General features: G+C 59.8%; 14 protein-coding genes and 1 tRNA gene. 7 read left to right on the forward strand and 8 right to left on the reverse strand.

Translation table 11 applies throughout. The annotated features are described in order from the left end of the window. Positions 1-362: 362 nt before the first annotated feature. A tRNA-Arg gene (locus LVD11_RS15720) sits at positions 363-439 on the reverse strand. 338 nt (positions 440-777) lie between these two features. On the opposite strand from LVD11_RS15720, the gene ftsH reads away from it, so the two are divergent. Beyond that, positions 778-2,682, forward strand: coding sequence for an ATP-dependent zinc metalloprotease FtsH (gene ftsH / locus LVD11_RS15725; protein WP_237060537.1), 1,905 nt, complete (start codon positions 778-780; stop codon positions 2,680-2,682). Positions 2,683-2,707: 25 nt separating this feature from the next. On the opposite strand, the gene LVD11_RS15730 is transcribed toward ftsH, so the two are convergent. The 3 genes from LVD11_RS15730 to LVD11_RS15740 all read right to left on the reverse strand — a co-directional run bounded on the left by LVD11_RS15730 (position 2,708) and on the right by LVD11_RS15740 (position 6,368). Next, entirely contained in the window at positions 2,708-3,493 is a 786-nt protein-coding gene (locus LVD11_RS15730) for an Fpg/Nei family DNA glycosylase (RefSeq protein ID WP_237060539.1), read from the reverse strand. A 49-nt stretch (positions 3,494-3,542) separates the two neighbouring features. Further along, positions 3,543-5,261, reverse strand: coding sequence for a DNA polymerase/3'-5' exonuclease PolX (gene polX, locus LVD11_RS15735; RefSeq protein ID WP_237060541.1), 1,719 nt, complete (start codon positions 5,259-5,261; stop codon positions 3,543-3,545). 102 nt (positions 5,262-5,363) lie between these two features. Next, entirely contained in the window at positions 5,364-6,368 is a 1,005-nt protein-coding gene (locus LVD11_RS15740) for a tRNA dihydrouridine synthase (RefSeq protein WP_237060543.1), read from the reverse strand. Between the two features lie 254 nt (positions 6,369-6,622). On the opposite strand from LVD11_RS15740, the gene LVD11_RS15745 reads away from it, so the two are divergent. Genes LVD11_RS15745 through LVD11_RS15755 form a run of 3 tightly spaced genes read left to right on the forward strand, consistent with a single transcriptional unit; the run spans position 6,623 to position 10,030 of the window. Then, positions 6,623-6,856 (forward strand): OadG family protein, encoded by a 234-nt coding sequence (locus LVD11_RS15745; RefSeq protein ID WP_237060545.1) that lies wholly within the window; start codon positions 6,623-6,625, stop codon positions 6,854-6,856. 57 nt (positions 6,857-6,913) lie between these two features. After that, complete coding sequence (gene oadA, locus LVD11_RS15750; RefSeq protein ID WP_237060547.1) at positions 6,914-8,704, forward strand: sodium-extruding oxaloacetate decarboxylase subunit alpha; 1,791 nt, start codon at positions 6,914-6,916, stop codon at positions 8,702-8,704. A 12-nt stretch (positions 8,705-8,716) separates the two neighbouring features. Then, entirely contained in the window at positions 8,717-10,030 is a 1,314-nt protein-coding gene (locus LVD11_RS15755; RefSeq protein WP_237060549.1) for a sodium ion-translocating decarboxylase subunit beta, read from the forward strand. 65 nt (positions 10,031-10,095) lie between these two features. Here the strand turns inward: LVD11_RS15755 and LVD11_RS15760 are convergent, their stop codons facing one another. Next, positions 10,096-12,264: a Vgb family protein gene (locus LVD11_RS15760; RefSeq protein WP_237060551.1), complete on the reverse strand. Its 2,169-nt coding sequence runs from the start codon at positions 12,262-12,264 to the stop codon at positions 10,096-10,098. Positions 12,265-12,599: 335 nt separating this feature from the next. Continuing rightward, positions 12,600-12,761 (reverse strand): hypothetical protein, encoded by a 162-nt coding sequence (locus LVD11_RS15765; protein ID WP_237060553.1) that lies wholly within the window; start codon positions 12,759-12,761, stop codon positions 12,600-12,602. Between the two features lie 965 nt (positions 12,762-13,726). Between LVD11_RS15765 and djlA the strand changes: the two genes are divergently transcribed. The 3 genes from djlA (at position 13,727) to LVD11_RS15780 (ending at position 16,012) form a co-directional block, all read left to right on the forward strand. After that, positions 13,727-14,500 carry a co-chaperone DjlA gene (gene djlA / locus LVD11_RS15770; RefSeq protein ID WP_237060555.1) on the forward strand — a complete coding sequence of 258 codons (774 nt, stop codon included), beginning with the start codon at positions 13,727-13,729 and terminating at the stop codon, positions 14,498-14,500. 25 nt (positions 14,501-14,525) lie between these two features. Further along, complete coding sequence (locus tag LVD11_RS15775) at positions 14,526-14,831, forward strand: BolA family protein (protein WP_237060557.1); 306 nt, start codon at positions 14,526-14,528, stop codon at positions 14,829-14,831. Positions 14,832-15,187: 356 nt separating this feature from the next. After that, positions 15,188-16,012: an OmpW/AlkL family protein gene (locus tag LVD11_RS15780; RefSeq protein ID WP_237060559.1), complete on the forward strand. Its 825-nt coding sequence runs from the start codon at positions 15,188-15,190 to the stop codon at positions 16,010-16,012. Positions 16,013-16,103: 91 nt separating this feature from the next. Here LVD11_RS15780 and LVD11_RS15785 read toward each other — a convergent pair whose 3' ends face one another. Together LVD11_RS15785 and recQ are read right to left on the reverse strand one after the other, a co-directional pair. Beyond that, complete coding sequence (locus LVD11_RS15785) at positions 16,104-17,600, reverse strand: CoA-acylating methylmalonate-semialdehyde dehydrogenase (protein ID WP_237060560.1); 1,497 nt, start codon at positions 17,598-17,600, stop codon at positions 16,104-16,106. Positions 17,601-17,802: 202 nt separating this feature from the next. After that, entirely contained in the window at positions 17,803-19,632 is a 1,830-nt protein-coding gene (gene recQ, locus LVD11_RS15790; RefSeq protein WP_237060563.1) for a DNA helicase RecQ, read from the reverse strand. Between the last annotated feature and the right edge of the window lie 148 nt (positions 19,633-19,780).

The raw sequence follows: 19,780 nt of genomic DNA on the forward strand, positions 1-19,780 counted from the left end.
TGGTGGCCTCTGGAGCGGGGATGTAGGGAGGATGGACTCGAAACACGCTGTTGCGTGTTTCGCCCCTGCGGGCTCGCGTTGCGCGGTCTCAACTCGCTGGAGCGGGTTGATCCAATCTGGGGGTTCTCACCTTCATCTCTGCAAGTGCGCTATATAAAAGGGCCCATCCTGGTGGTGGCCTCTGGAGCGGGGATGTAGGGAGGATGGACTCGAAACACGCTGTTGCGTGTTTCGCCCCTGCGGGCTCGCTTCGCTCGGTCTCAACTCGCATGCGCGAGTTGATCGAACCTGGGAGGTTCGTCCACCGCCCGAACTTGCCATACAAAAAAAGCCCCATCCTTTCGGATGAGGCTTTCTTTGTATGGCGCGCTCGGGAGGATTCGAACCTCCGACCGCCTGGTTCGTAGCCAGGTACTCTATCCAGCTGAGCTACGAGCGCGTCGTTGTGGTTGCGAATATTAGAGAGTTGGGTCGGCTTCGTCAACTCTTTTTTAAGTATTTTTAAGAAAAAATCCTTAAAAATCCGCAAGTTACCGAGGCTGACCGCTTCCCCGGGGGTTGCCGGATCAGCTCGATAGGGCGCGCATTCTGCCTCGGTCGGCGGGACAATGCAAGCCCTTATTGGAAGATAGTTGTAATTGGGCGTCGGTGGGGGCTGGAGCGCGAAACTATACTGGATGGAGTATCTGGGCCCGCCGCGGTGCGGCATTGTTGTGTCCCCGCCCCGCTCAACCTGCGGCTCCCCTAAAGGCAGGGCTAGCCAGAAACAATTTTCATATGGCAGACGAACATAAGGAAGACAAGCAGGGCCGACCGGCAGGCCAGCCCCAATCACCTCTCGCCAGTTACCTGGTGTGGATGCTTCTCCTGTTCCTCGCTTTTTCATACTGGACCACTTCCCGGCAAGAGGAGGCTGGCCAGAAGCTTTCCTATACCGAGTTCAAGGAGAAGGTGCGCGCCGGCGAGGTGGAGAGTGTGACCCTTAGCGGTGAGCAGATCACAGGCCGGTTTGTGGGCGCTGACTCCTATCCGGTGCCCAGGGGGGAGGATCGCGCCGCAATAGAGTTCCGGACCACCAAGCCGCCGGTGGAAGATCCGGACCTGATCCCGCTGCTCGAAGATCGCAATGTCGAGATCAACGCGGAGCCGGTACGCCGTGATAACTGGACGCCACTGCTGATCAGCCTGATGCCCCTTTTGCTGATTATAGGGCTTCTCTGGTTCGCGGGACGCGTCATGCAAAACCGTATTGGCGCCGGCGGTACTACTACCGGGCCTTTCGGTTTCGGCAAGTCTCGTGCCAGGCGATTTGAACGCGGTGAGTCAAATGTGACCTTTGAGGATGTTGCGGGCCTGGAGAACGCCAAGCGAGACCTGCGTGAAATTGCCGATTACCTGAAGAACCCCGAACACTATCGGGAATTGGGTGCCAAGATCCCGAAGGGCATCCTGTTGATGGGGCCGCCGGGAACGGGGAAGACCCTGATGGCGAAAGCGCTTGCCGGAGAAAGCGATGTGCCCTTTTTCAGTATCAGTGGTTCCGAATTCATCGAGATGTTTGTCGGAGTCGGGGCCTCCCGGGTGAGGGATATGTTCGCCTGTGCGAAGAAGGAAGCGCCTGCGATTATCTTTATCGATGAGATCGACTCGGTCGGGCGGGCCCGCGGAACCGGGCTGGGGGGAGGCCATGATGAGCGTGAGCAGACCCTGAACCAGATCCTTGGTGAAATGGATGGCTTTGACCCGCACGAGGCGGTAGTCGTCATTGCGGCCACCAACCGGCCGGACGTGCTCGATGCGGCGCTCCTGCGGCCCGGCCGGTTTGACCGTAAGATTACCCTGGACCTTCCGGACAAGAAGGCCCGCCTTGCCATCCTGAAGACCCACTCCCGCCACACACCGCTGGCGGAGGATGTGGACCTGGAGCGCCTGGCGGCACTGACAGTAGGTTTCTCCGGTGCCGACCTGGAAAACATGATCAATGAGGCCGCGCTCCTGGCGGGTAGGGACGACCGCACGGTAGTGGATATGGCTCGCATGCTGAAGGCGCGCGACCGCGTGGTATTGGGCAGTGAGCGGGAAATGGTGATCAGTGATGAGGAGAAAAAACTCATTGCCTATCATGAGTCTGGTCATGCACTGGCTGCCAGTCTCCTGCCCCATGCCGATCCCCTGGACAAGGCGACAATCGTGCCCCGGGGGCACAGCCTCGGAGCCACTGAACAGATTCCGGAGGAGGAGCGGCACAGCCTGCGAGCCAGCTACCTGTATGACCGCATCGGGGTAATGCTCGGCGGGCGAGTGGCGGAAAAGATTGTTTTCGGGGAGGTAAGTTCCGGTGCCGAGGCCGACCTGAAGCAGGCCACGAGCCTGGCCCAGCACATGGTGGCACAATGGGGCATGAGCGATCGCCTGGGACCGGTGGCGTATCGTCGAGGCGAGGAGCATGTCTTCCTGGGGCGCGAGATTGCCCAGCAAAAGGATTTCAGTGAGCACACTGCGCAGGTCATTGATGAGGAAGTCGGTGACCTGGTCTCAAGGATTGAAAAAAAAGTGCAGAGCCTGCTGGGGGAACACCGACAGCAGCTGGATGCACTGGCGCGAGTGCTTCTTGAGAAGGAGACCCTGGAGGCGGCTGAAATTCAGGCGATTATCCTTGGGGAGAGGAACTCCGATAGTTAAGGCCTGGCAATGCCAGCGGGTTGCGCTATCCCGGCTGGCAGCCAGGGCAATACCAGGCGGTGCGCCCGCCGATTGTCATTTGTTCCAGATTCCCGCCACAGCGAGGGCAATGCCCGTCTTTACCCCGATGGGGCAGGAGATAGGATTCTGGCAGGGCTTCGGGATCGGCGTTGCAGTCGATGGCCTTGTGCAGCACCCGTTGCATCACGTTGAATATCCGCTCGCGGTTGCTCTTGTTGAGCTCAGCCAGCTCGCTTGCGGGATGGATAAGGCACTGGAACAAAATCTCGTCGGAATAATAATTGCCGATGCCGGCTATCTGGCGCTGGTCCATCAACCAGGACTTTGCCCGGCCGTGCCCGCTGCCGGATAGCCTGAGAAACTCCCGCTCGCTGATCCGAAGGGCATCGGGGCCCAGCTCGTGACTGCGGATCCAGGCGTTGGGTGAATCAGCCAGGGCAATATGCCCCAGCTTACGTGGGCAACGGTAGGCGAGTCGGCTGTTGTTCGCAAAGTCGATCTCAAGTTGTGTGTATTGAGGCGTTCTGTTGCCTGCCTGGCAGTAAGCCAGGTCACCACTCATGCCGAAATGTAATACCAGGCACTTGCCTGAATCCAGGTGCGCAAGAAGATATTTTCCGTGGCGTTCGGTTTTTCTGAACGCGGCCCCGTGTAGCGCACGGCCCAGGGCCTGGGGTGTGGTATCCACCAGCAGTTCGGGTCCGGGCACGCGTACATGCTGGATCGCCTGGTGGAGCGCTGTGGAATCGAAGTAGCGACGATAGACTTCAACGTCGGGTAGCTCGGGCATCCGGGGCAGGCTCCAGTAGCGTCACAACGACCAGGGGATAGATCGTCATTTAACGGGTGAAGAGTTTCGCCAGCTTGTCCAGGGGCTGGCAGTTAACCACGTCACTTTTTTCCAGCCAGCCGCGCCGGGCCTGGTCGACTCCGAAACGCATATGGTCCATGTCCGATATGCTGTGGGCATCAGTGGCAATGGAAATTTTCACTCCCAGTTCCCTGGCCATCCGGCAGCCCTCGTCCGTGAGGTCGAGGCGCTGTGGCTGAGCGTTGAGCTCCACGATGCAGCCGCGTTCCCTGGCCGCCTCCAGTATCTTTTCCATATCTGTCTCATATGGAGGGCGCTTATTGATCAGGCGGCCACTAGGGTGGGCGAGAATGTTGAAATTGATATTATCCATGGCGCGCAGGATGCGCTCTGTCTGTTTTTTCCGCGACAGGCCAAATCTGTGGTGGATGGCACAAACAGTAAAGTCCAGTTCCCTGAGCACGCTATCGGGCAAATCGAGGGAGCCATCTTCAAGAATGTCTACCTCACTGGATTTAAGCAGGACGATACCATCGAGCTTCTGGTTCAGCCTGTCGATCTCCCGGACCTGGGCCAGCAGACGCTTCTTGTCCAGGCCATTGGCGACAGTCAGCCGTTGTGAATGATCGGTAATCGCCAGGTAGTCATATCCCAGGTCGCGGGCAGCTTCAGCCATCTCCTTCAGGCTATTGTGGCCATCGCTGGCGCTGGTATGGGCATGCAGGTTGCCGCGGATATCGTTCAGGGTAATGAGCCTGGGGAGCTTGTCTTTTTTCGCAGCTTCCAGCTCACCATGGTCTTCCCGCAGTTCCGGCGGTATCCAGGCAAGGCCAAGCTTTGCGTAAACAGATTCCTCAGTTTTTCCGCAGACGCGCTTATCGCCCTTGAATACACCATATTCGTTTACCTTGAACCCCTTCCTGATACCGAGCTTGCGCAGGGCAATGTTGTGGGATTTGGAACCTGTAAAATAGATTTGTGCCGCACCGAAGCTGACCTGGGGTACTACCCGCAGGTCGACCTGCATCCCGGACTGGAGAAACACTGTTGATCGCGTCTTGCCCCTGGAGGCGATTTCATCGACCTCGTTATAGGACGTGAAATGATCCATTACCGAAGAGCCCTGCTTGGCAGTGACGAGGATGTCCAGGTCACCCACCGTCTCTTTGCGCCGCCGGTAGCTACCGGTAATGACGATATCCTTGATCCCATCTGCTTTTTCAAGGTGCTCGATCAGCGGCCTGCCAATTTCCTCCGCGTCAATCAGCCGCGTACGCTTTTCTTCTCCGGAGTATTTTTGCAGGCGGGCGAGGATCTTTTTCTCGCTTTTCTCGCCGAAGCCGGAGACTCTGCGGATCTCGCCGGAAGCGGCTGCTCTCTCAAGGTCTGCGAGGCTGTTGACGTTGAGAGCGTCATGGAGTGCCTTAACTTTCCTTGCGCCGAGTCCCTCGATCATCATCAGCTCACTGAGGGCCTCCGGGGTGCGCTCCTCTACCTCCTTGAGAAGCGGCAGCTCACCGGTCTCCACTATCGTCCCGATTTTTTGCGCCAGGTCGTTGCCAATGCCCGGGAGCTCGGAAAGGTCCTCTCCGTCTTCCAGAAGGTCTGCCATGCTTCTCGGGTAGCCGCGAATCGTGCTCGCTGCGTTGCGGTAGGCTCGCACCCGGAACTGGTTGGCGCCTTCAATCTCCAGGAGGTCCGCCAGCTTCTCGAAGCTGTCGGCGATCTCGCTGTTATGAACAGTCATGTGTGGATGCGAAACCGGTATCAGGTTTGTTGTTGAAATCCATATCACTTGCCACTGGCGGGGAGTTTTCACCAGGCCTGCCCGGTATATGTATGGACAGGGCTAGGCTGCTGCGGTCTCTCCAGCAGTGCGAGTAAGCTCTTCGCCGAAGGCCTGCTCGATTGCGCCCTGGTCGCGAAGGCGCTTGAAGCCTTCAAAGAAGACCTGAGCTTCAGGGTAGGCCAGTTTCAGGTAGGCGAGCCACTGCTTGACCCGGTTGCCGAGATATTTGGCCGGATATTCGTCGCGGGTGGTCCGGTAGTAGTTCCACAGCAAGTGGACGATCTGAGGCCAGGGTAGTGGTGTGTATTCCTCCCCGGCGCAGGATGCCTTGATCTGTAGTGCCAGGTCGGGGCGTGCCAGTAGGCTGCGGCCCAACATAAAGGCGTCACACCCGGTGACTTCGCGGCACCGGCGGAAATCCTTTACGGTCCAGATATCGCCGTTGGCAATGACTGGTATGGAGAGCTGCTCACGGATCTCACCGATGTATTCCCAGTATGCGGGAGGGCGGTAACCGTCTACTTTGGAGCGGGCGTGGACTGCCAGTTCAGAGGCGCCACCGTTTTCCGCAGCCCGGGCATTGTCCAGGTAGCTGGAACGGTCCTCGTAACCGAGGCGGATCTTTGCCGTCACCGGGAGTTCATCGGGGACCGCGCCCCTGACCGCGGCGACAATGCGTTCCACGCGGTTGGGGCTTTGCAGCAGACAGGCACCGCCATCGCTGTTGTTAACCGATTTGGCCGGGCAACCGAAGTTGAGGTCGATAGCCCGGGCCCCAGCCTCTACCGCGCGACTGGCATTGATTGCCATTGATTCCGGGTTGCCGCCGAGCAGCTGCAGCCGCACGGGAATACCGTGCGGGGTGAGGGCCCCACTGGCCAGTTCCGGACACAGCCGGGTGAATACCTTGCGGGGAAGGCGCGTGTGGGTGACGCGAACGAATTCGGTCACGCAGATATCGACTCCACCGATTGCGGACAAAAGGGTCCTTACATGGTGGTCAATCACGCCTTCCATGGGAGCCTGGTAAATGCTGGGAGTATACGTAAGAGACTGCGTGGTCATAATTTGGTGCCGGTTCCGGGGCGGCGGATCGGAGCGAAAAAAGCAGCAATCCGCCAATTGCCGGCCATTTTATCAGTGCTTTACCTGTCCTCCTAACGGAAAGTATTTAATGACAGTTATGGCAAGAAATGTGGTTGCCGGAACGGATATTCCGCTGGTGATTCATTGTTGCGGCTGTAACTAATAAGTATTTGATTTTAAAAGGTTGTTGTATTGATAATAGCGCCCGCCAAAGTGGAAATCAGGGGGCAAGCGTGGAAGAAGCGCTATTGCAACAGGGACTGGACATCACACTGTTCGGTATGGGAATCGTTTTTACGTTCCTGCTTCTGCTGGTGATCGGAACCAGCATTATGTCCCGCATTATTATCCGTAACTTTCCCGAAGCGGAGCCCGCCGCTCCAGCTCCCGGCAGTCCCGCCGCCGACGATGCGCGCCTTCGCGCAATTATCAAGGCCGCCATTGATCAGCATCGCAAACGCCGATGATCGCTTTTATCACGCGACTGCCAGATAAACCCGAATAAATAGCGAGAGAGATAACCCATGACTGAGGTTAAAAAGCCACTGGGGATTACCGATGTAGTCCTGCGCGATGCTCACCAGTCACTGTTCGCCACACGGATGCGCCTCGACGATATGCTGCCGATCGCAGAGAAGCTGGATGAGGTCGGGTTCTGGTCACTGGAGTCCTGGGGGGGAGCGACTTTTGATGCCTGCATCCGCTACCTGGGCGAGGATCCCTGGGAGCGGATCCGCGAACTGAAAAAGGCCATGCCCAATACCCCCCAGCAGATGCTGTTCCGCGGCCAGAATATTCTCGGCTATCGCCACTATGCAGATGACGTGGTGGAAAAGTTTGTCGAGCGCGCAGCGGAAAACGGCGTGGATGTGTTCCGCGTGTTCGATGCCATGAACGATATGCGAAATCTGCAGACGGCATTGCGCGCAGTAAAGAAGCAGGGCAAGCATGCCCAGGGAACCATCTCTTACACCGTCAGCCCCGTTCACACCATGGACCTGTGGGTAGACCTGGGTCGCCAGATCGAGGACATGGGGGCAGACTCCATTGCCATCAAGGACATGGCCGGCCTGTTGCGGCCCTACGAGGGGTACGAGCTGGTGAAGCGTCTCAAGGAGGCGGTGGATATTCCTATCCACATGCAGTGCCATGCCACCACCGGCCTGTCGACGGCGACCGCGCTCAAGTGTATCGAGGCCGGAATCGATAATATCGACACTGCGATCTCCTCCATGTCCATGACCTACGGCCACAGCCCCACCGAATCTGTGGTTGCCATTCTGGAGGGGACCGAGCGCGATACCGGGCTGGATATCAACCTGCTGGAAGAGATCGCCGCATACTTCCGCGAGGTGCGAAAGAAATACGCGAAGTTTGAGGGCTCGCTGCGTGGGGTGGATTCCCGCATCCTGGTCGCCCAGGTGCCGGGCGGCATGCTTACCAATATGGAGAGCCAGCTGAAAGAGCAGGGTGCCGGTGACCGGCTGGATGAGGTTCTCGAGGAGATTCCCCGGGTGCGTGAAGACCTGGGCTATATCCCGCTGGTGACTCCTACTTCGCAGATCGTCGGCACCCAGGCGGTACTGAATGTCCTTACCGGCGAGCGTTACAAGACTATCTCCAAGGAAACTGCCGCTGTACTCAAGGGCGAGTATGGTGCAACCGCGGCCCCGGTGAATAAAGAACTGCAGGAGCGGGTACTGGACGGCGGTGAGCCGGTTACCTGTCGTCCCGCCGACCTGCTGGAGCCGGAGCTGGACAAGCTCACTGGCGAGCTGAAGCAGAAAGCCTCTGATGAGGAAATCTGGCTGGAGCAGGGCGAGCGCGAGATTGACGATGTACTCACGTACGCGCTGTTCCCGCAGATCGGGCTGAAGTTCCTCAAGAACCGGGACAACCCCGACGCGTTCGAGCCGGTACCCACCGGCAATGAGGGCAGCGCGGTCACCAACGATCAGGGCGAAGAAGTCTACACCGTTACGGTCGAGGGCCAGAGCTATACGGTGACTGTTGCGGACGGTGGTGACCTGACGGGTATTGCGCCGGTGGGCAGTGCCGGAAGCCCTGCGCCTGTGGGTGGTCATACAGCCCCCGCCTCCGGTGGCGAACCGGTATCCGCGCCGCTTGCCGGTAATATCTTCAAAGTACTGGTAAAACCCGGTGACCAGGTGACCGAGGGGCAGACCATCGTCGTCCTGGAAGCGATGAAGATGGAAACTGCGGTCAGCGCGCCGCGGTCCGGCGCAGTTACTGAAGTGACCGTAAAAGAAGGCGATTCTGTCGCCGTGGGCGATGCCCTGCTGAAGATCGCATAAACGGGGGCACGCGTGGATAACCTACTCAATCTCTGGCTGGCCTCCGGCGCCTACAAGATGTCGAGCGGCCAGTTCGTCATGATCCTTGTGGGGCTGGTGCTGCTGTTCCTGGCCATTCGCAAGAACTTCGAGCCACTGCTGCTGGTTCCGATCGGATTCGGCGGTATTCTCGCCAACATCCCTGGCGCTAACCTGGCCCTGTCCGCGGCGGAAACCGCAGTGGTATCGGGCGACCCGGAAATGCTGCGGCAGATGGCCCAGCTGCTGGGGGTGAGCGCTACTGATTCCCTGTATGCACTCAAGGAGGCGTTGGGTAATGCCCCGGCAGCCGTACAGTCGCGGGCGGCGGAGCTGGCCACGGATGCCGGTTTCAATAACGGCATGCTGTATAACTTCTACAACGTGGCCATTGCCTCGGGTGTGGCGCCGCTGGTGATTTTCATGGGTGTGGGCGCCATGACCGACTTCGGCCCGCTGCTGGCGAATCCCCGCACCCTGTTCCTGGGTGCGGCGGCCCAGTTCGGTATCTTTGCCACGGTACTGGGCGCGGTGGGGTTGTCAGTGGCCGGGATAATGGATTTCTCCATCGCTGATGCGGCGGCCATCGGTATTATCGGCGGCGCGGATGGTCCCACGGCAATTTACGTATCCAGCTTGCTGGCTCCGGATCTCCTGGGTGCCATTGCAGTAGCCGCATACTCGTATATGGCCCTGGTACCCCTGATCCAGCCGCCCATCATGCGCGCGCTCACCACCCCGGAAGAGCGTCGTATCGAGATGGTGCAGCTGCGCCATGTGACCAAGCGGGAGAAAATCACCTTCCCGCTGTTGCTGCTGATCCTGGTGGCCCTGTTCCTGCCGGATGCCGCACCGCTGCTGGGCATGTTCTGCTTCGGCAACCTGATGCGTGAATGTGGAGTGGTGGCGCGCCTGTCCGATACCGCCCAGAACGCGCTGATCAATATCACCACTATCTTTCTCGGTCTCTCCGTTGGATCCAAGCTGGCGGCAGACAAGTTCCTGGACCCGAAAACCCTCGGTATCCTGGCGCTGGGTATCGTAGCCTTCGCCATCGGCACCGCGGCGGGTGTACTGATGGCCAAGCTGTTGAATGTCTTCAGTCAAAACAAGGTCAACCCGTTGATCGGTTCCGCCGGCGTATCGGCAGTGCCCATGGCGGCGCGGGTCTCCAACAAGATCGGCCTGGAGGAAAACCCGCACAACTTCCTGCTGATGCACGCCATGGGCCCGAATGTGGCTGGCGTGATCGGTTCGGCAGTGGCTGCCGGTGTGATGATTACCATGGTGCGGGCAATGACCGGTTGATCGGCTCTTGCCTGTCACAACGTGAAAGGGCGAACCAGGTGGTTCGCCCTTTTTTGTTGTTACATTCAGTGAAAGCTTCGTGGTGGCCCGATCAGTGGTGTTTTTACAGGCCTGGCGGCGCCCGGGACGATCACAAACGAGTTGGCGCCGGGATTGGTGCTGTAGAACAGCGGCCCGTCCTTGCGCCAGTTGTTGAGCAGCCAGATATTGCCGGAGGGGTCAATGGCTCCTCCGGTAATCCGTTCCAGGGCGTCGCTGGTGTAACCGGTGTCCGGTGATATCGCGTCCCCGAGTCCCAGCCCATGGGGGCAGCGGCCAGAGCCACAGAGGCGGGTGACACCGGTATCTGGCCATTCCTGGTCGTCGTCGGCGTCCTCTAGCGGCACGCGGCCGAAATTAAATACCCACAGGGTATCGTCGCCGTCCACTGCGCTGCCCCAGGGTATCGTTAGCCCACCGCGCTGGTTGAACTGCTTTGGTTGGCCTCCGTCCGCGGGGTAAAAGATCACTGACGGATTCTCACCACCCTGTGAATCCAGCGGATCGATACAGACGATATTGACAGTATCAGAGCTGGATACCCACATATTCCCACGGCTGTCACTGGAGATCCCCATTGGCCAGGAGACCGAGACCTGTGAGGAATCGACGGTCTCGATGGTACCGTCGAGGGACACGATATAAATCTCCTGTGCCTTGTTGCCGGTTACCCAGGCGCGTCCTTCCGGGTCGATGGCAATGGCGAAGGGTTTCAGCAGTGGGGATTCTGAGTCCGGTTCAGTGCCTCCCCCGGGCAGTGGCATATTGCGCGCCAGCCAGGGGTTTCCCTCCGGAATGACAGTGATGCTGTCACTGCCACAGTTGGCGACCCAGATATTGCCTTTTCGGTCTGACACGGTTGCCTGGGGCCAGAAGATCTTCCCCCGCGTAAACCCCCGGGATGGTGATAGCGGGACACCGTTCGGAAGGAAGAGGGACACACTGTTATGGTTTGCTGGGATCTTGTTCCTGCGGTCCGGTGGAATGGTGCCGTCGGCACAGGCCTCAGCCTCAAAGCCGAAGTTCCCGACCCAGATATTACCCCTGGGGTCCAGGCTGATACCGTAGCCGGCGCCGCTCAAGCCGCCTCCGAAGTAGGGGGAGCCGGGGAAGGTCTCGCCCCAGGGAAAGAACTTGAGCAGGCGCTGACCGGCGCAGGCAATATCTGTGGGGGCCGCGGGCACATAGTTGTCATTGATCCAGGCAAAACCGCGATGGTCGAGGGCGATATTACCGGGGCCGTTGATCAGGTTATTGCTGTCCTGCTCACTGTACTGGCCGCCGGTAAATTTCAGGAACAGCAGCCAGTTTGTCGGGCGTTCGAGACGCATTGGCTGGTAGATCGGCGAAGCGAGGGACAACAGGAAAATTGGGTCATCTGCATCCTTGGGGTAGTTGGGGTAAGACGGGTGCTTTGTGAGGTTTGCGAGTGCCTGCAACACGGTCTTGGGCGCCATTCCACCCACTGGCGTGGTGGCCTCAAAAAGCGCCTGGCAGTAAACCGGGTCTGCGATGCAGGCGGCGACCACGTTGGCCAGGGAGTTGAAAGTCCTCAGAGTTGAGGTTTCCGTACCATTGGGTGAGTTCGCCAGCACGGAGGCAAGCGCTCCCGTGCGGGGGTTGGCCATATTCCCGCCCATGCGCACGGCATTGAGCATGCCGTAGCGGTTGCCTGAAATGCCCTCTTCGTCGACAAACTGGGCGAAGGCGGTGCCGGTGGCAACAGTGGTGCGTTCGTTGACTTCTATGCGGCGGGGAAGCCGGTGGCCTGACCCGATCGCGCTGGCCAGCATTGCCGTATTTTTTTTCGCGACGACGAAATAAATGGGATCAAGCCCGTGAGACAGGATCAGCGGCAAGCGGAAGTGCAGGTCGAATTTTCCGTCCAGGCGGGAAGTGGTGGTGTCGAGCACCAGGTCGTAGCCGATTCCGGGATAAGTGACGTGGAGGGTAACCCGGTAGCCGGCGAGCGCATTGCCATTGCCGCTCAGTTGCCCGGCGATATGCTGTTCCCGACCGAGGATCGGCCCGAGTGTCTGTGGAAAATAGTGCTGAGGATCTACTGCAGGCAGTTCTCCGTTGGCAGCGACCTGTGCCGGTGTAGTAATCAGGCCCAGTAACAGAAGCAGGGAAAAAAGGTGGGGCAGGATCTGGCTGCAGGAACTGGTCGATGGGAAACTGCGGACATCTTCCATGAGTCGTACTTCCTAATGCTTTCCTCTTCAGTCGCTACCCGATACCAGAGTTGTGCTTGAACATGGGTCGGGCATCTGGGGAAAGTATGGCACAGGCCGGCCGCCGGAAGAGCGGCCCGGCGGCTGGCGCGGTAAGACCGGTCCGTCAGGGAGATCATTGAGTGCATGCGTTTGCCCGTTGCGGTGGCAATAGCGCTACGTATCGCGGATGCCAGCGGAAGCAGGCCTGGCGGAACCAGCCCCGTGGGTGGTGGTGGACGGGACAAGCTGGGATTTCCGCCTCCGGTATATCGGCAATATGGGGGAGTAGAGTTATGAAAATCCCTCTGTACTACTCAGCTCTTGTTCAAAATAATTTCATTTCTCAGCAGCGTGGACAGTGTAAACCCTGCAGCGCCCACCACTTTTGTAGCGACAAACTCCGGGTTGGTGGTAATGCCGCCGTTAACGGCGGCCGTGATTTCCCATATCTCGCAGTTGCGCTCGCCGGCATCCACCTCGGCCGCCGGGCAACCGGTGTCCCGAACGATTTATGAAAGGCCTGGCAGCATTTTTCTCTGATGCCGCGCCAGCCGTTTTCCCGGCTACCAGTTGCGACAGCTCGTCGATTGTGGTCTCCATACGTGCGCTGTATGTGTGTTGCCCAACGAGCTTCGGTGTTCACGGTCCAAGGGCCGCGGGGGTTTTAGGACTATCTGGTGGGAAGTGTCTGCCGGCCCTCCAGACCGCTGGGGCCGAACCGTCCTTTACCATAAATGGTGTAGACGTCAGGGGGGTCGAACTGGCAAATATAGATCGAGTGACGATCCTGTGTTGCCAGTTCCTCCGTGAAATGGGGATTCTCCCCCCATCTGATTGACCTGGTCGGTGGGGCTGCGCCCTGCGCCCGCCGTTGCGCTCGGTGTCAGTCTGCAGCCGGCAGGGCCCGGCGCTCGAACGTCATTGATTTCGGAGCCGGTGACCGGGAACGCGTCGGGAACTCCCGGCGCAGGGTTGTTGCCAGACTTGTGACAGTTGCTGCAGCGCACCGCCACGCCCATATCGCCCGGGCCGCGTCCTACCCGGGGGACAGGGGGACGGCCGCTGCCCTGTACTGGCATGTCCTCCTGGTGCCAATTGAGGCACCGGGGTTGCGCTGGTACGGGGGCAATTGGGGGCCAGTTGTTACGGTCCGCGGCTGTCGGGGACTGGGGACGTAACGCTGCTCGCCTGGAGTGCTGTCGCAGGGCCGTGCTGCGATTTCCGGTTGTGGTGAGGGACTGGTAAACGGTAACCCGGTGGTGCGGGCCGTGACAGGTGCGGGGCCGAGTTCAGAGGCGACGATTGCCCAGCCCGGCATATTCCCGTACCGGATAGGGGCCGACCGCCCGGTCGGGTGCCCGTCCGGAATCGGCAGTGTGCATGGTATGATGGGCGTGATTTTTACATGACCGGGCGCACTGGGGCGCCGAGAGGAGAATTTATGTCCTGGCTTGGGGCCGGCATTGGGGCCGGTATCGGGTTGATGTTTGGTGGCCCTATCGGTGCCGCACTGGGCGCATGGGTTGGCAGCTCGTTCGGTTCCGGGCTCAAGCGGGTCGGGAACGGCGCGGCACTGGGGCGCGATGGCGCCCAGGCAGTCTTCATCGTTACGGTGTTTTCCATGCTGGCCAAGATGGCCAAGGCGGACGGGCAGGTGAGCCGGGCCGAGATCGACCTGATCGAGGAGTTCATCTCCAAAAACCTGCGCCTCAATGCCGAGGACCGCAAGCAGGCAATCAAGATATTCCAGAACGCCAAGTCCGATGGCTACAGCATTTACGATTATGCCCAGCAGTACCAGCAGCTGGTGCGCAACCAGGCGATGCGCGAAATGGTTTACCGTTTGCTGTTTGCGGTTGCCTATGCAGATGGCGAGCTGCACGCGGCGGAAGAGGACATCCTGCGGCGCATTCCCGGGTACCTGGGGCTACACGCCTCCATCTTCGCCGCCATGCAGGGTGAGTTTGGCCGCCGCGCACCTGCGGCCAGCGGCAGTCTTGAGCAGCATTATGCGGTACTGGGATGCTCACCGGATGCCAGTGACCGCGACCTGAAACTGGCTTATCGTCGCAAGGCGGCGGAATTCCACCCGGACAAGATTGCCTCCAAGGGGCTGCCGGAGGAATTCATGCGCTATGCGGAAGACCAGATGAAAAGTGTCACTGTGGCTTACGACACCATTATGGAAGCGCGCAAGAGCCGCGCGGTATCCTGATTACGAAATTTTTTGGAGGTAAAGCATGAGCCTGGCCAGCCAGATCGAGGCAAAACTGTCGTCAGCGTTTCACCCGGAGCATATAGAGGTGGACTGTGAAAGCCATTTGCATAATGTGCCGGCAGGTTCGGAGATGCATTTTCGTGTAGTGCTGGTCAGTGATGCCTTCTCTGATCTGCGTAAGGTCCAGCGGCACCAGCGCGTATACGCTGTGCTGTCAGATGAGATGGCAGGACCGGTGCATGCCCTGGCCCTCCACACGTTCAGTCCCGAGGAGTGGCGGGGGCAGGCCCCGGATAGCCCACAGTGCCTCGGGGGTGGGAAACGCTGACAGAGCAGATCCCGCCAATGGTCCCTGTTGATTTTATTTTGCAAGCGCGCCTTCGAGGGCGCGCTTTTACTTTCGAACCGGGTTGATGTCGAGGCCAATCCGGGGCTTATCCCGCCAATTCTGACGTTCAAATCATTAATTTGCCGTTAATTTTTTTCTTTAATTTGGCGCGTTTATTTTTATAAAAATAATTTCTGCGCCAAAAAAAATTATCAGCCGACATAATCACGCAAAAGTTCCATTTTTGCAGTGAGAAGTTGGATGTTTTTTCTACAGAGGTGCTCCTGCCTGTCTAGACTGAAAAGTGATTGGGTTAATTGCTGTTCAATTTGCCGAATATCAATGGAGTACGACCTATGAAAATGACGCGCATTCTGACACCTCTGGCAATCGCAGTATCGTCCCTGGTGGCTGCGCAGCAGGCCGTGGCTGGCCCATCCGGCTATGCTCCGCCCGCTGGACCGCCTCCCATTTACCATGCAGGGACTGCCGTGGTGCGCCTGGGCGCTGCTTATGTGGATCCGGATTCTTCTTCCGGCAACCTGAGAAACCCGGATATTTTCCCCGAGTTCTCCGGCCTCAAGTATGACCTGGATGACAACACTACCTGGCAGTGGAGTGCCATGTTCATGCCGATTGACCATTTCTCGGTAGAGTATGGTTATATCGGTGAATCGGATCACGACCTGGAAATCCGACGGCTTGGCCTCCTGGAGCGGCCGGACCTTGAGGGTAACCGTCGTAACCTGGGCAGCCTGGAACGGACTTCCAGCACCCTCATGGTGAACTGGTTCCCGGTATGCCCGGAATCCTGGGTGCAGCCCTACATCGGCTTCGGTGCTGTCTATACGGACTTCGACAGTGTCAACGTTCGTGAGCCGGTTTACGAGCTGCTGGAAGTGATCGGTGACGCCGCGCCCGGCGGTAACGCACGTGTGAGCGTGGACGATACCTGGGGCTGGGCGGGCCAGATCGGTATTGACATCATGTTTGGTCGCGAGAGCAACTGGCTGGCCAATGCGGCCGTGCAGTACCACGATGTTGAGACCACTGGAAGTCTGCGCTATGTCGTGGATGGTGTTACCAATATGGGCGAGCCGCGTCAGTTCTACAATACTGTGAGAACTGACCTGGATGTGGACCCCTGGGTATTCAACCTGGGAATCGGCTACAAGTTCTGATCGGCTCCCCAATCCGGAAAAAGGCGCTTCGGCGCCTTTTTTCGTTGTGAATCCCCTCGGTTAAGGGGAGACGATGGCGGCTGGCAACCTCTCAGCCGTGGCTGGGGAAACTGAACTGTGCGCCCTCGCGCAGGCCGCTGCTGGGCCAGCGCTGGGTCACCGTCTTGCGGCGTGTGTAGAAACGCACAGAGTCCGGCCCGTAGGTACCCAGATCGCCAAACAGGGATCGCTTCCAGCCACCAAAACTGTGGTATGCCGCCGGCACTGGCAGTGGGACATTAATGCCGACCATGCCGATGCGAATATGATCAGAGAAATAGCGGGCCGCTTCACCGTCGCGGGTGAACAGGCAGGTGCCGTTGCCGTATTCATGTGCGTCGATAATGTCCATTGCCCGCTGCAGGTTTTCCACCCGCATCATGCAGAGCACCGGTCCGAAGATCTCCTCACTGTGAATGGACATGCCCTCGCGAACCCGGTCAAACAGGCAGGCCCCCAGGTAATTGCCGTTTTCGAAACCAGGTACCTCCCGCTCGCGGCCATCCACCACCAGTTCAGCACCTTCCTCGATACCGCGCTCGATAAATCCCCGGACCCGCTGGAGGTGCGCCCGGGTCACCAATGGCCCCATGTCGTTGGTGTTATCCCTGCCATCGCCCAGCCGGAGAGCGGCGATCTGCTCCCTAAGTTTTTGTACCAGGGTGTCGGCAGTGGCATCCCCAACGGCAATGACGACGGAGATGGCCATGCAGCGCTCGCCGCTTGATCCGTAGGCGGCCCCCATCAATGCGCTGGCGGTATTGTCGAGATCTGCGTCCGGCATCACCACAGCGTGGTTTTTGGCACCTCCCAGCGCCTGGACCCGTTTGTGATGGGCGGTGCCGGTGGTGTAGACGTACTCCGCAACCGGGGTGGACCCGACAAAACTCACTGCCTCGATACGCGGGTCGGCAAGCAATGTATTCACAGCTTCCCCGTCCCCGTTAACCACGTTGAGTACTCCCGGGGGCACGCCGGCCTGGTGGCCGAGCTCGGCAATAAGCAGTGCGGGGCTGGGATCGCGCTCGGAGGGTTTCAGAACGAATGTATTGCCGCAGGCGATGGCCATCGGCCACATCCACAGGGGCAGCATGGCGGGAAAGTTAAAGGGCGTGATGCCGGCGCATACGCCCAGGGGCTGGAATTCACTCCAGCTGTCGATCGCCGGCCCGACATTCCTGCTGTGTTCCCCCTTCAGCAACCCGGGGATGCCGCAGGCATATTCCACGTTCTCGATTCCGCGCTGCAGCTCTCCCCTGGCATCGTCCAGTACCTTGCCGTGTTCACGGGTGATCAGCATACAGATTTCGTCGGCGTGTTCTTCCAGCAGGTCCTTGAGGCGGAACAGGACCCGGGCGCGCTTGATCGGTGGGGTATCACGCCAATCGGGAAAAGCGGCCCGGGCCGCGGCGATTGCCCCTTCGACGGTTTGCCGGTCTGCCAGTGTGACTGTGGCCGTCACTTCGCCGGTGGACGGGTTGACGAGTTCCTGCTCGCGGCCGGTGCCGCGTACACGCTCGCCTTCGATCAGGTGGGCAACATTATTCATGGTGCTTCCGCTCCAAAGTAACCGTGGTCGAATAGTGCCTGCAGTGACGGCTGGGGAACGCGACGGGACCCGGCCTGGGGCGGGGCTGATCGCGGTCCGGCAGTCGCCCGGGCACTCTGCGGTGGTGCTGGAGCGAGTTTAGGCGATCGGCGGCGGACCCGAAGGGCTGCGACAGTATCCTGGTGGTGACCGGCGTCTCCGATCAATCCGCCGGCTGGGCGTCGAAGTCCTGTAGTACCTCGAGGAAGGGGGCGCCGAAACGGGCCAGCTTGCTGTCGCCAACGCCGGTGATTCCCAGCAGCTCGGTTTCCGAGCGCGGGCGGGCGCTGACCATCTCGCGCAGGGTTGCGTCGTGGAAAACTACATAGGGCGGTACGCCGCGTTCGTCGGCCAGGCGTTTGCGGCAGGCCCGGAGTGCCTCCCACAGTGGCTGGTCTTCTGCACTGATATCCGCTGCTGCCGGGCGCGGCTGACGTTCCTGCCGGGACACGCTTTCCGGCTGCTTGCGCAGCTGGATGGACTCTTCCCCGCGTAACAGGGGGCGACAGGCCTCGGTCAGTTTTAGGGCCCCGAAAGCCGCCCCGTCCACTTCCAGGTAACCGCGTACCACCAGTTGCCTGACAACACCGCGCCACTCTGCGGTGGCCAGGTCGGCGCCTATGCCCCATGTGGACAGCTGGTGGTGATCGAAACGATGGATTTTTTCGTTGTTGCTGCCACGCAGCACATCGATCACGTGGGCGGCCCCGAAGCGCTGGCCGGTGCGGTAAACACAGGAGAGCAGTTTGGCGGCTGCTTGTGTGCCGTCCCAGGTCTCCGGCGGCTCCAGGCAGGTATCGCAGTTGCCGCAGGGCTGCGGCAGTTCCTCGGCGAAATAGCGCAACAGAGCCTGGCGTCGGCAGCTGGTAATCTCGCACAGTCCCAGCATGGCGTTGAGGCGCGACCGCTCGCCGCGCTTGTGTTCCTCGCTGCCCTCTGAGCCTGCCACCATCTGCCCCAGCTTGACCACATCTTCCAGGCCGTAGAGGAGCAGGGCGGTTGCCGGCTCGCCATCGCGTCCGGCGCGGCCGGTCTCCTGGTAATAGGCCTCGACGCTGCGGGGCAGGTCCAGGTGGGTGACAAAACGCACATCGGGCTTGTCGATGCCCATGCCAAAAGCAATGGTGGCGACGACGATGATGCCATCCTCGCGCAGGAATCGGCGCTGGTGCTCCGCGCGGGTCTCAGCGGGAAGGCCGGCATGGTAGGGCAGGGCGGCAAAGCCCTGCTGGCACAGCCAGTCCGCGGTGTTCTCCACCTTGCTGCGGGAAAGGCAGTAGACAATGCCGGCATTGCCCTGTTGTTCGTCGCGCAGGAACCGGAGCAGCTGTCGCCGCGGGTTATTTTTCTGGGCAATTCGGTACTGGATATTGGGCCGATCGAAGCTGCTGACGAAATGCCGGGCGGATTCCAGGTCCAGGCGGCGCGCGATCTCGCCGCGGGTACGCTGGTCGGCGGTGGCCGTCAGGGCGATGCGGGGAACGTTCGGGAACTGTTCGTGCAGGCAGTTGAGATGCAGGTAGTCAGCGCGGAAGTCATGCCCCCACTGGGAAACGCAATGGGCCTCGTCGATGGCGAAAAGCGACAGCTGGATGCGTTGCAACAGCCCCAGGGTGCGTGGCTGCAACAGCCGTTCCGGTGCGAGGTAGAGCAGGTCCAGCTCGCCGTGCAGCAATTGCGTCTCAATATCCTGCGCCTCGTCGAGGGGCAGGGCGGAGTTGAGGAACGCGGCCCGCACGCCGGCGGCTCGCAGCGACTCCACCTGGTCCTGCATCAGTGCGATGAGTGGTGAGATCACCACGCCGCAACCGGGACGGGCCAGGGCCGGGATCTGGTAGCAGAGTGACTTGCCGCCGCCGGTGGGCATCAGCACCAGTGCATCCCCGCCGGCCATCAGGGTGGAAATTACGGCTTCCTGGGGACCGCGGAAATCTGCAAAGCCAAATGTGTGCTCGAGGACATGTCGGGGAGATGGGGGGGGCTGGGTACTCATGGGCGGCAGTATAACGCGCAGCGGGCACTGGCGTCGCCGGCATACGAAAACATTCAGGGACAGTATCGCTCGGATGGTTCTTCAATGCAGTGGTGAAGTGGGTCACAATAATGTCGCGAAAAGAGTCTCCTCTTGGGGCGGGTAGGTC

The organism is Microbulbifer sediminum, from assembly GCF_021729035.1.
Classification (GTDB): domain Bacteria; phylum Pseudomonadota; class Gammaproteobacteria; order Pseudomonadales; family Cellvibrionaceae; genus Microbulbifer; species Microbulbifer sediminum.